Source organism: Clostridium beijerinckii, from assembly GCA_003129525.1.
Taxonomy (GTDB): Bacteria; Bacillota; Clostridia; order Clostridiales; family Clostridiaceae; genus Clostridium; species Clostridium beijerinckii_D.
Window position 1 is genome coordinate 1670835 of sequence record CP029329.1, and the last position, 13824, is coordinate 1684658.

A 13824-nucleotide genomic window follows, 5' to 3' on the forward strand; every position below is an offset into this window, starting at 1 on the left:
ATGGAAAATAAAAAAGACAAAAATATTTTTCGAAAATTTTATAGTGTAAAAATATTTTGGCCAGTAACAAGCTTGATAGTTTTACTTTTAGTTAATTTTATTATGACACCAAGTTTTTTAAGTATAACTATGAAAGATGGACATTTATTTGGAAACACAATAGATATATTAAACCGTGCAGCACCTCTTATCCTTATATCTATAGGAATGACACTTGTTATTGCAACTCAAGGAATTGATATTTCAGTGGGTTCTATAATAGCAATAAGTGCAGCATTATCTGCAACTGTCATAGTTGATGGTGGTTCTGTGCCACTAGCTATATTAATAGGTGTATTTAGTGGAATATTATGTGGAGTATGGAATGGATTCTTGGTTTCTTATATTGGAGTTCAACCCATGGTTGGAACATTAATTTTGTATATAGTAGGTAGGGGAATTGCCCAACTCATAACTGGAGGCCAAATATTAACTTTTACTAATAAAGATTTTATATTTATAGGAACTGGATATATGCTACTTCCAGTAGCAATATTTATTGCACTTATAGCTGCATTTACTATGTATATATTAATAAGAAGAACGGCACTCGGATTGTTTATAGAATCTATAGGTGTTAACAGTAACTCATGTGAATTTGCAGGCATTCAATCTAAAAAAGTTGTATTTTCGCTTTATATTATATGCGGAATGCTTGCAGGTATAGCAGGTATAATTCTATGCTCTAATATAAAAAGTGCAGATGCTAATAACGTAGGATTATGGCTAGAACTTGATGCAATACTTGCAACAGTTATAGGAGGAACTTCTATGTCTGGAGGAAGATTTTATCTCGGAGGTACTGTGGTAGGCGCTTTATTTATTCAAACATTAACAACAACAATTTATAGTTTAGGAGTTGCACCAGAAATCACATTAGTGGTTAAGGCTATAGTTGTTATAGTTGTATGCATAATTCAATCTCCTGAATTAAGAAAAATGCTAAATATAAACAAGACACATAAGTCCACTTTAAAAGAAAAAGAGGTGATTGGTGCATGAATAAATCCATAGAGAAGAGAAGATTACTTAAAATAAATAAAGATTATATTGCAATTTATGCTACAATCTCATTATTTATTGGATTATTTTTAATAGGATCAGTTTTGTACAAAGGATTTTTATCACCACAAGTATTTACAAATTTATTTATAGACAATGCATATTTGATAGTAGTTGCAATTGGAGAAGCAGTAGCAATATTAACTGGTGGAATAGATCTTTCAGTAGGTGCTATGATAGCTCTTGTAAGCATGATAACTGCAAGTTTATTACAAAAAGGAGTAAATCCATTTTTAGTAATGATAATAGTGCTTGCGGTGGGAATAATTTTTGGAACAGTTCAAGGATTCTTAATTCAAAAATTTAAATTACATCCGTGGATAGTAACTCTCGCAGGTATGTTCTTTGCAAGGGGATCAAGCTATATTATAAGCATAGATACAATTACTATTGATAATCCTGTATTTACTAAAATCTCATCATTTAGAATACCAATAATACCAGGAGCATTTATATCAATTAATGTGGTAGTAAGCTTAGTAGTTGTAATTGGAGCAGCTTATATGCTTAAGTTCACAAAGTTTGGTAGAACAATATATGCTGTTGGTGGTAATGAAAATTCAGCTAAACTAATGGGATTACCAGTAGAAAGAACAAAAATACTTGTATATACATTCTCAGGATTTTGTTCAGCATTAGGTGGATTATTGTTTACAATATATACACTTTCAGGATATGGTCTCCACTGCAATGGAATGGAAATGGATGCAATAGCAGCTTGCGTAATAGGAGGTATACTTTTAACTGGAGGTTATGGATATATTATAGGACCATTATTTGGGGTGCTAACAACAGGAATTATACAAAGTCTTATAATGTTCGATGGAACACTAAATTCTTGGTGGACTAAGATAGCTGTTGGAATGTTATTATTTATATTTATAGTATTACAAAGAATAATTGTTATTAGGGATGAGAAACGAAAAGTTCAAATACCAATAAGTTAATAAAATATCTATAAGGGTATATGAAATAAAACAAACAAAAACACTAAGCTGTTATTGTATTTCATGTGCAGAAAAACAAAGTGTAGAGTTTATAATGATTTAAAACTCTACACTTTGTTTTATATAAGGAATATAATATATATGCATGGATTGGAGTGGATGATTTGAATAATATAAAAATACATTTTATGAATAAAAGTATTGGTTATAAGCTTATATTATATTTTTTTGTAGTAATTTTAGCAGTAACAATTACAATAACTACTTTAGGAAATTTACTATATAAGGATTCTATAAATCATTCACAAAATGAAAATACAAATCAGATAATAAAGCAAATAAATAATAGTATGGAGTCTTATGTAAATAACACTGAAAATATAATTAATTATATGTCTACTGATCCAAGAATATTAAAGTTTTTTAATGATAATAAGCTGAAAAGCAATGATATAGAAGATGATGCTTATAAGCCAATATATAATTTCATTGAGTTCAATCCAGAAATAGCTGGAATAATGATTGTAAACACTAACGGTGGATATATAAGTGATGTTATGAACAAGGTATCAAGAGATTCATTAGTGTATGAAGATTGGTATTCAAAATCATATAATGAGCCAGACAAAATACATTTATTTACCAAACCAATAGGAAGAAATATTGATAATATATTTCGTTATTCTGCTGATGAAGTTTTTTCAATGTCCAAGGCAGTGATAGATTATAATACCAAAGAAATAAAAGGCGTAATACTTATTGATATAAAATTGGATGTCATAAAAAGTTTTATCGAAAATTCAAAACCAGGAACAGCCGGGTTCATATATATTATAGATAGTAATAAAAATATAGTATATACTCCTGTTAATAATATAGTTTATAGAATTAAAAATGAGTGGATAGAAAATATTAATAATGAAATAATAATAAAAAATATAAACGGAGACAATTACCAATTAACCAAGATTTCATCAAAATATACAGGATGGGAAACAATGGGTGTATTCCCGGAAAGTGAAGGGCTACGTGTAATAAAATATATAAAATATTATTCTTTAGTTCTTGGTATTATAGCGCTAATAATTGCAGAAGGGTTAGTTGTGATTTTTACAAAATCTATAGTAAAGCCAATTCAAAAATTGAAAAAGTTAATGAAAAAAGCTCAAGAAGGAGATTTGACAGTATCTTTTAATACTAAATATAGTGATGAAATAGGTGAACTTGGAAGTTCATTTAACACAATGGTAAAGGAAATTAATAATCTTATAAACTTGGTACAAATAGAGGAGAAAAATAAAAGAATTGCTGAGATGAATGTACTTCAAGCTCAAATTAAACCACATTTTATGTATAACACATTAGATACAATAAGATGGATGGCAGAAGAACACAATGAACAGGATATAGTGGAAATAATAGAGGCATTTACTAATTTGCTTAGAATCAGTTTAAGTAAAGGAAAAGAAATAATAAGTGTAAAAGAAGAATTAAATCATGTACAAAGTTATTTAACCATACAGAAAATAAGATATGAAGACAAGTTAGATTATGAAATTGATTTTGACGAAAACATGTTTGATTACAAATTAATAAAATTAATATTGCAGCCATTAGTAGAAAATGCAATTTATCATGGCATTAAAGAGAAAAGAGGAAATGGAAAGATTTCAATAATAGGCAAGATTGAAGGCAATTTATTATGCTTTATTATAAAGGATAATGGAAAAGGAATAGAAGCGGAAGCATTAGATAAAATAAATAGAATGCTTATAAATAGTAGTGAAAAAAGAACAGAAATGGGATATGGAATTTTTAATGTAAATGAAAGAATACGACTTATGTATGGTGAAGAATATGGACTAAAATATAAGAGTGTTTATGGGGAAGGAACTATTGTAGAGTTAAGGCATCCTATAATTGAATAAGGTATATTAAATGAATACTTTTCTATTATACCTAAAGTTAATTCCTAAAGAATAAAAAGGACAAAGTCTGAAAGCAGACTTTGTCTTTTACTAATTGGGAAAATATAATAAAAATAATATTATTAACGGGGGGGTATCCGTTTTAGAACAATAATATTTTACATTTTGTTAATCGAACTTACTCAACAAACAAACAAACAAACAAAGTGAATGAAGTTTGTTTTTGAATTTTTATGAAATAAAATAACTAGGGGAAGATTTTAACTTATTTCCAAGCAACGCTAGCAAATTTTAATTCATTTTTGAAAGTTGAAAGTTTAGTATCATTATTAATTAATACGCATTCGACACCAACCATATCAGCCCAATCTACTAATTGTTCTTCATCAACTATGAAAGAGAAACTAGTATGGTGAGCACCGCCAGCAATAATCCATGCTTTAGCACCTTCTTTTAATGATGGTTGTGGTTTCCAAAGAACGCTTGCTACTGGTAAGTTAGGCATATCTTCAGTTACTTCAACAGCATCAACACTGTTAACAATCAGACGGAATCTATTACCCATATCTATTAATGAAGCAGCAACAGCAGGACCTGAAGCTCCTTTAAATACTAAACGAGCAGGATCTTCTTTATCTCCAATTCCAAGTGGATGTACTTCAATAACTGGTTTTGTTGCAGCAAGTGTTGGACAAATTTCAAGCATATGTGCGCCAAGAATTAATCCATTTTCAGAATCAAGGTTGTAAGTATAATCTTCCATTAAGCCTGTACCTTTTCCTTCAGCCATGATTTTCATAGCTCTAAGGAGTGCAGCAGTTTTCCAATCTCCTTCAGCACCAAATCCATAACCCTCAGCCATTAAATGTTGAGCAGCAAGTCCTGGAAGTTGTTTCAATCCATGAAGCGCTTGGAAGTTAGTTGTGAAAGCTGTATATCCTTTTGCATCTAAGAAAGTTCTTATACCAATTTCAATTTTTGCTTGCTCACGAATAGAATCTACTGGAGCTTTAGGATCTATATCGTATAATGAAGCATATTCAGCCATAAGCTCATCAATTTGACTTTCAGTAACATTAGCCATTGAGTTAACCAAGTCTCCAACGCCATAGTAATCTATAGTCCAACCAAATTTAATTTCAGCTTCAATTCTATCACCATCAGTAACAGCAACATCTCTCATGTTGTCTCCAAAACGAGCAACTTTAATGCTACGTCCTTCAGTAACAGCAACAGCAGGAGCCATCCATTTAGCTATATCAGCAGCAACAGAATCATCTGTCCAGTGACCAACTACTATTTTACGAGCTATATCAAGTCTAGCTCCGATATATCCAAATTCTCTATCTCCATGAGCTGCTTGGTTTAAATTCATGAAGTCCATATCAATTGTTCCCCAAGGAATTTCTTTATTAAATTGAGTATGAAGGTGAAGTAATGGTTTTCTAAGTTCTGTTAAACCATGAATCCACATCTTAGCTGGTGAGAATGTATGCATCCAAGTGATTATACCAGCGCAATTTTCAGAAATATTAGCATCATTACATACTTTTCTAATTGAATCAGAATTAGTAGCAACTGTTTTAAATATAATTTTATACGGTAGAGCTTTAGAATTTAACCCTTCAACAATTTTTTTAGTGTTATCGGACACTTGATCTATTACTTCAGGACCGTAAAGAGGTTGACTTCCTGTAACAAACCAAAATTCATAATTTTTTAACTTTATCATTTAAAATTCCTCCTACATAATAAAATATTTATTAGATTTTAATATACATTTTCATAAATACAAACAAACTTAGATGTATGTACAAGTATATTATAATATAATAGTATTGTACATACAAGAGGAAAGCGAAAAAATTATTGATAATTTTTTTATAAAATAAAAGAAAAATAGAGAAAATATTAAGATGGATTTATATTTATGATTTGAGTAAACACTGTGTTGTACAATGTATTAGTAAAAACATGCGATATGGTGAGATGTTTCAATTTAATTAAATAAATAATTCGTAAAAACTATTGATATAATAATAAAATGGATATATAATCAAATCATCAAGTGCGTACAACTTCTGAAATTTAATATTTTAAGAAAAGTAGTGCATACTCTATTTGAATGGAAGTAGTTGATAAATAATGAAAGAATCTGAAACAAAACACGAAATTATTGAAAAATATTATATAAATCTTGTAGAAGAGAATAAGGTTTCATCAGGAGAACAATTAGCTTCTGAGCATGAAATAGCCACTCTATTTAATGTAAGCAGGCATACAGTAAGACAGGCACTTAGTTATTTAGTACAAGAGGGGTGGATATATAAAGAAAGAGGAAAAGGAAGTTTTTACTCTAATAAAAAAACAAATGAAATTAAGAAGAATGTTGCGGTACTTACAACGTATATATCAGATTATATTTTTCCTAAAATTATAGCAGGTATAGAAGAGGAACTTAGAAAAAAGGGATATAATTTATTGCTATTTAATAGTAATAATGATATTGAAAATGAAAGAATTTGTTTTGAAAATATTATAAATCAAGATATAGCGGGGCTAATAGTAGAACCAGCACAAAGTACTATAAATAATTTACACCATGAAAGCATAAAAAAATTAGAAAAGAATAACATAAAATATATTGCAATAAATGCTAATTGTGATGAAGAAAACTCTGCTTTCATTATAGTGGATGATGAACAAGGTGGATATAAACTAACAAATTATTTGTTAGAACTTGGTCATAAGAATATTGCTGCAATATTTAAAGCAGATGATTTACAAGGTGAAAAACGTAGAAAAGGTTATATAAAAGCTCTTAAAGAATACGATTTGAGTTTTGATAAAAATATAGTAGGAGAATATATAACTGATAATGAAGAAATGTACATAAATCAATTTACAAAAAAGATATTAAGTCTTGAAAATAAACCAACAGCAATTGTCTGCTATAATGATAAAGTTGCTTTAAGAGTAATAGACAATTGTAGAAAAGAAGGTATAAAAATACCTAGAGATTTATCAATTGTAAGTTTTGATGATTCTAGCTTAGCAGTTTCATCAGATGTTAAGCTTACAACAATAAAACATCCAAAGGAAGAAATGGGGATAAAAGCAGCAAAATGTATTATTGATATGATTGAAGGAAGAATAGATAAACCTCAATATACATATAATGCTGAGCTTATTGTTAGAGATTCATGTTCTAGAGTTTAATATTTTATCTTTGTTTCACAGTAATTTAAATTTTAAAATGCTTGAAGCAAAGATGAATTTTAATATATTATTATGCATATTGTTGTACGTACAAACATACAACAAGAGGGTATGTGTAAATTTTAAAGATATACACAGCTAAAAAAGTGCGAAGCACAATAGAGAACTTTTTAAAGCATATATAAGACCATTTAATAGAAACCACGTAGTGGTTTTATCATTAGTTGTTAACTATACATTGCCCACAGGGGATACCAATAAAGGGCATTAACTCTTAATTGAATTAAGGAGGATATTATGTTAGAAAAATTAAAGAAAAAAGTTTATGAAGCAAATATGGAACTACAAAGAAAAGGACTTGTAATTTATACATGGGGAAATGTAAGCGAAATTGATAGAGAAACAGGCCTAGTAGTAATAAAACCAAGTGGTGTTGATTATGACACTATGAAAGCAGAAGACATGGTAGTTATAGACTTAGATGGAAATATAATTGAAGGAAAATATAAACCTTCAACTGATACCGCAACTCATTTAGTTATGTATAACACTTATCCAAGTATTGGAGGAGTTGTTCATACTCATTCAGAATGGGCAACAACTTTTGCTCAAGCAGGAATGTCTATACCAGCTTTTGGAACAACTCATGCAGATTATTTCTATGGAGATATTCCATGCACTCGTGACTTAACTGATCAAGAAATTAGTGGAGAATATGAAAAAGAAACAGGAAATGTAATAGTAGAAACAATTGGAGATAAAAATCCATTAGAAATTCCTGCTATTGTAGTTAAAAATCACGGACCATTTGCTTGGGGAAAAGATGCTAATTCAGCAGTTTATAATGCAGTAGTATTAGATAAGGTGGCTGAAATGGCATATAAAACAATCACTTTAAATAATAATGTAAAAGGTGTTAAACAACATCTTTTAGATAAACACTATCTTAGAAAACATGGTGCAAATGCATATTATGGACAATAAAATCAATGTACAATTGACAATTGAGGGAAAAAAGCTTATAGCTTTTCGAAAAATATATAAATTTAGAAATTCCATTAGGGAAAAGTGATAATCCAAATCTTGTATTTGGTTATCAGACCTTTCTCTTTGAGGTTCATCCTAAATTATTAACTGTTAATTGTCAATTGTTAACTAAATTAATGAGGAGATGTTGAGAAAATGAGATTTTTTTTAGACACAGCAAACATAGAACATATAAAAGAAGCAAATGAAATGGGAGTAATATGTGGTGTAACTACAAATCCATCATTAGTTGCAAAAGAAGGTAGAGACTTTAATGAAGTAATAAAAGAAATAACAGAAATAGTAGATGGACCAATAAGTGGAGAAGTTATAAGTGAAGATGCTCAAGGAATGATTAAAGAAGGAAGAGAAATTGCAGCAATTCATAAGAATATGATTGTAAAAATTCCAATGACAGCAGAAGGACTTAAGGCAACTAAGGTTCTATCTAAAGAAGGAATTAAAACAAATGTAACTTTAATTTTTTCAGTAACACAAGCATTACTTGCTGCTAATGCAGGAGCAACATATGTAAGTCCATTCTTAGGAAGAATAGATGATATTTCAATGGATGGAATGGAACTTGTTAGAAATATTGCAGATATATTTGCAATTCATGGAATAGAAACAGAAATAATCGCAGCTAGTGTAAGAAATCCAATTCATGTTATTCAAGCAGCACAAGCTGGAGCAGATATTTCAACAATACCATATAGCTTAGTTCTACAAATGATAAAACATCCGTTAACAGATCAAGGATTAGAAAAGTTTAAGGCAGATTGGGCGGCAGCGTTTGGGTCAGTTAACAATTAACAGTTAAGTAGGAAAAGCTTGCAGCTTTTCTGAAGATTAATATATTTAGAATGTAATTTATAAAATTAGTAATGTAAAGTGAGGAAAAAAATGAGTAGAGAGTTAGATAAGTTATCTATTAATGCAATAAGGGTGCTTTCAGCAGATGCAATTGAAAAATCACAATCTGGACATCCGGGACTTCCGCTTGGCGCAGCTAGTATGGCATTTACACTATGGACAAAGATGAATCATAGTGGAAAAAACCCTTATTGGGAAAATAGAGATAGATTTGTATTGTCAGCAGGACATGGTTCAATGCTTGAATATTCATTATTACATTTATTTGGATATGGTGTAACAGTTGAAGATATAAAAAATTTCAGACAAGTAGGTAGTTTAACACCAGGACATCCAGAGTATGGTCATACTCAAGGTGTTGAAATTACAACAGGACCACTTGGACAAGGTATATGTAATGCCGTAGGAATGGCAATGGCAGAAGCACATCTTGCAGAAAAGTTTAATAAAGAGAACTATAGTGTAGTTGAACACTATACATATGCAATCTGTGGAGATGGTTGTCTTATGGAAGGAATCTCAGGAGAAGCATCATCACTAGCTGGAACTTTAGGTCTTGGAAAATTAGTTGTATTATATGATTCAAATAATATTTCAATTGAAGGAAGTACTGATATAGCATTTAGAGAAGATGTAGCTAAGAGATATGAAGCTTATGGCTGGCAAGTATTAAACATTGCTGATGGAAATGATATAGATGCAATAGAAGCTGCTATTGAAGAAGCTAAAGCAGAAACTTTAAAACCTTCAATTATAATAGTTAAAAACCAAATTGGTTTCGGATGCCCCGCAAAACAAGGAAAAGCATCAGCACATGGGGAACCATTGGGAACTGAAAATGTAAAAGCTATGAAAGAAAACTTAGGTTGGAAGACAGAACCAGCATTTTATGTGCCAGATGAAGTATATACAAATATGAATGAACATATAGAAGAAGGCGTTTCAAAAGAAGAAGCTTGGAACAAATTATTTAAAGAATATAAAAAAGAATATCCAGAATTAGCAAAAGAATACGATCAATGGTTTAGCGATGAAGTTGATAAGGAAGCATTATTAAATAATGAAGAATTCTGGAGCTTTGATAAAGAAATGGCTACAAGAGAATCTTCGGGAATAATGATAAATAGATTAGCTAAATTAATTCCTAATTTAATAGGAGGATCAGCAGATTTAGCTCCTTCAAATAAAACTTATATGGCTGGCAAGGGAGACTTCTCAGATACTGACAGAAGCGGACAAAATCTTCATTTTGGAGTAAGAGAACATGCAATGGCAGCTATAGTTAATGGTATGTATGTACATGGTGGACTTAAAGTATTCTGTTCAACATTCTTCGTATTCAGTGACTACATGAAGGGTGCTATGAGACTATCAAGTCTTATGAATCTTCCAATAGCTTACGTTTTAACACATGATAGTATTGGAGTGGGAGAAGATGGTCCAACACATCAACCAATAGAACAATTATCAGCACTTAGAAGTATGCCAAACATGACGGTATTTAGACCAGCTGACTCAAAAGAAACAGCAGCAGCTTGGTATTATGCTGTAACTAATGGAACTACACCAACATCATTGGTATTAACAAGACAAAAATTACCACTATATGATGGATGTCCTAAGAGAGCATTAAAGGGTGGATATATACTTAAAGATTCTAAAAAGGAAACTCCAGATGTACTTCTTATGGCATCAGGTTCAGAAGTTGAATTAATATTTAAAGCAGCTGACGAATTAGCTACTAAAGGAATAGATGCAAGAGTTATAAGTATGCCATCATTCGAGTTATTCGAAGCACAAGATGAAGCTTATAAAGAATCGGTTATGCCAAATAAAGTGAGAGCAAGAGTTGCTGTTGAAGCATTAACATCATTTGGATGGCATAAATATGTAGGTCTAGATGGAGATGTTATTTCACTAGATACTTTCGGAGCATCAGGAAATGCAAATACATTATTTAAACAATTTGGATTTACTGTAGAAAATGTTGTTGATAAGGCCATGAAGGTAGTTAACAAATAATTATAACAATATATACCTAATAAATATAATAAGTAGTTAAATATAAAAAATATATGTATAGATGTGTGTAAAATAGTAATTATGTAGTTTTAACAAAAATAAAAGAAAGTGTACTTTATAGAGTACATTTTCTTAAATGGTTTAAATGAAATCAATAGATATATAATGGAGGTTTTTTTATGAGTATAGAAATTAATGATATAAAAAATGCCATCATCAATGGTAAAACAGTACTTGGCATTGAACTTGGTTCAACTCGAATTAAAGCAGTTCTGATTGATGAAGATAATGCACCTATCGCTTCTGGTAGCCATGATTGGGAGAATAAATATATTAACAATATATGGACTTACAGCTTAGATGACATTTGGACTGGTGTACAAGACAGTTATAAGAATATGGCTGAGGATGTTAAACAAAAATATGGAGTAACTCTTCAAAATATAGGAGCAATCGGATTTAGTGCCATGATGCATGGCTATATGGCCTTCAACAAAGAGGGAGAACTTTTAGTACCATTCCGTACATGGCGAAACACTATTACTGAAAAGGCTTCAGAAGAATTGACAAAACTGTTTAATTACCATATTCCTCAAAGATGGAGCATTGCTCATCTTTATCAGGCTATATTAAATCAGGAAGAACATGTAGCTGATATTAATTTCCAAACAACCTTAGAAGGATACCTACATTGGAAATTAACAGGACAAAAGGTTATAGGAATTGGTGAAGCATCGGGAATGTTCCCTATTGATATAAATACGAAGAACTATAATTCACATATGATTCAGCAGTTTGATGAATTGATTGCTTCTAAAAATTTTTCATGGAAACTTGAAAATATTTTTCCAAAGGTTTTATTAGCCGGTGAAAAGGCTGGTGTTCTTACTGAAGAAGGAGTAAAGCTTTTAGATGTCACAGGACAGTTAAAACCAGGTATTCCACTTTGCCCTCCAGAAGGCGATGCAGGAACAGGCATGGTCGCAACTAACAGCGTAGCAAAGCGTACTGGTAATGTTTCTGCTGGAACATCTGTTTTTGCAATGATTGTACTTGAAAATGAATTGTCAAAAGCATATGAAGAAATCGATTTAGTTACAACACCTACTGGTAACTTAGTAGCTATGGTTCACTGCAATAACTGTACTTCAGACCTAAATGCATGGGTTGGATTATTTAAAGAATTTGCAGAAGCAATGGGTGTAGAAGTTGACATGAATAAGTTATTTGCAACTTTATATAACAAGGCACTTGAAGGAGATGCAGATTGTGGAGGCTTATTAGCTTATAATTATTTCTCAGGTGAACATATAACTAATTTTGAAGAAGGACGTCCATTGTTTGTGCGTTCACCAGAAAGCAAATTCAACCTAGCTAATTTTATGCGTGTTAATTTATTCACATCATTAGGTGCACTAAAAACTGGTTTAGATATTCTTCTTAAAAAAGAAGGAGTTCAACTAGATGAAATCTTAGGTCACGGTGGCTTATTTAAGACTAAAGATGTAGGACAAAAAATTATGGCTGCTGCTATTGATGCTCCAGTTTCTGTTATGGAAACTGCTGGAGAAGGCGGATCATGGGGTATTGCATTACTTGCGTCTTATATGCTAAACAAAGGGTCAAATGAAACATTACAAGACTATCTTACAAATAAAGTATTTATAGGAAAAATGGGTACAAAGATAGATCCTGATAGTAAGGATGTTGAAGGTTTTAACGAATTTATGAAACGTTACACTAAAGGACTTGCTATTGAAAGAGCAGCAGTAGATAATCTCAAATAAATATTTAATATAATACACTTATGAAGGAGTTGTCGCAAAATGATTTAAGTTTTAATCATAAGCGAAGCTCCTTTTGTGATTGTCAACTAATGGTGATTTAAAAAGAGTAGTTAGTTTATTATGAAATTTCATAAATACAAATGAATTTTAGATGTATGTACATGATAGGGATAATACAATGATATTGTACATACGATATTAAAATAAAAAAAATATTAATAGATTATAGTTATTTATTAAATAAAAAAATGAAAAACTATTGATATAATAATGAAAACGATATATAATAAAAACATCAAGTACGTACAACTTATTAACAAGTACCATTTTATAAAGTTATAATTATTAAGAATTTATGGAATGCTTTAATTAGATGTAAGTAACTGAGAATGATAAAACAAGTATTTAATTTGGACAAGCAGACTGAATATGTAAAGAAAGGTGAAACGGAAGTCTTTAATCCAGTGAGAAAGCAAGAAAATATTGCTGTACTTACAAGATACATATATAAAGAGTATATATTACAATTTTTCATATTTAAATTATGAGAAGAGTATCAATTCAATATAAAATAATAATATCTATTAAGATTGGAGAGAAGTTTAATGAATGAAAAGTACATTACTTTATGTAACAAATTATTATACTATTTAATAGCGCCTTGCTTATTACTATATTTCATTATGATAGATATAGGTTTTCTTACTACTTCCTTCGGGATGTTATTGATATTTGGAATATGCATAGTTTTGGGTGTAGCTATCCCGACGATATATAAGAAAAAGAATACAGAGTATAAGTTTAATGTTAGTAGTAAATATGCCAATATTATGGCTGTATTAGTTATTTTGGAACTTTCATATAATTTCTATAAATAGGAATAAATTTGTAATCAGTAAAGAAAAAATCTGGTTCGAAATA

General features: G+C 30.3%; 10 protein-coding genes. 9 read left to right on the forward strand and 1 reads right to left on the reverse strand.

The window, feature by feature from the left end; translation table 11 throughout:
• The 3 genes from DIC82_07335 to DIC82_07345 all read left to right on the forward strand — a co-directional run bounded on the left by DIC82_07335 (position 1) and on the right by DIC82_07345 (position 3976).
• Positions 1–1041 (forward strand): sugar ABC transporter permease, encoded by a 1041-nt coding sequence (locus tag DIC82_07335; protein AWK50837.1) that lies wholly within the window; start codon positions 1–3, stop codon positions 1039–1041.
• Positions 1038–2048, forward strand: a complete 1011-nt coding sequence (locus DIC82_07340) for a sugar ABC transporter permease YjfF (GenBank protein ID AWK50838.1) — start codon at positions 1038–1040, stop codon at positions 2046–2048. Before DIC82_07335 ends, DIC82_07340 begins: the two co-directional genes overlap by 4 nt.
• A 164-nt stretch (positions 2049–2212) precedes the next feature.
• Entirely contained in the window at positions 2213–3976 is a 1764-nt protein-coding gene (locus tag DIC82_07345; protein ID AWK50839.1) for a histidine kinase, read from the forward strand.
• 265 nt (positions 3977–4241) lie between these two features.
• Here the strand turns inward: DIC82_07345 and DIC82_07350 are convergent, their stop codons facing one another.
• Positions 4242–5708 carry an L-arabinose isomerase gene (locus DIC82_07350; protein AWK50840.1) on the reverse strand — a complete coding sequence of 489 codons (1467 nt, stop codon included), beginning with the start codon at positions 5706–5708 and terminating at the stop codon, positions 4242–4244.
• A 413-nt stretch (positions 5709–6121) separates the two neighbouring features.
• Between DIC82_07350 and DIC82_07355 the strand changes: the two genes are divergently transcribed.
• The 6 genes from DIC82_07355 to DIC82_07380 all read left to right on the forward strand — a co-directional run bounded on the left by DIC82_07355 (position 6122) and on the right by DIC82_07380 (position 13781).
• A complete protein-coding gene (locus DIC82_07355; GenBank protein ID AWK50841.1) occupies positions 6122–7195 on the forward strand; it encodes a GntR family transcriptional regulator in 1074 nt (357 codons plus the stop codon).
• Between the two features lie 297 nt (positions 7196–7492).
• Positions 7493–8179, forward strand: coding sequence for an L-ribulose-5-phosphate 4-epimerase (gene araD, locus DIC82_07360; GenBank protein ID AWK50842.1), 687 nt, complete (start codon positions 7493–7495; stop codon positions 8177–8179).
• A gap of 198 nt (positions 8180–8377) precedes the next feature.
• A complete protein-coding gene (gene fsa, locus DIC82_07365; protein ID AWK50843.1) occupies positions 8378–9034 on the forward strand; it encodes a fructose-6-phosphate aldolase in 657 nt (218 codons plus the stop codon).
• A 90-nt stretch (positions 9035–9124) separates the two neighbouring features.
• Positions 9125–11116 (forward strand): transketolase, encoded by a 1992-nt coding sequence (tkt, locus tag DIC82_07370; GenBank protein ID AWK50844.1) that lies wholly within the window; start codon positions 9125–9127, stop codon positions 11114–11116.
• A gap of 179 nt (positions 11117–11295) precedes the next feature.
• The gene (locus DIC82_07375; GenBank protein ID AWK50845.1) at positions 11296–12903 is read left to right on the forward strand and encodes an ATPase; all 1608 of its coding nucleotides are present in this window, start codon (positions 11296–11298) and stop codon (positions 12901–12903) included.
• 605 nt (positions 12904–13508) lie between these two features.
• On the forward strand, positions 13509–13781 hold the full coding sequence (locus tag DIC82_07380) for a hypothetical protein (GenBank protein ID AWK50846.1): 273 nt from the start codon (positions 13509–13511) through the stop codon (positions 13779–13781).
• Positions 13782–13824 lie beyond the last annotated feature (43 nt).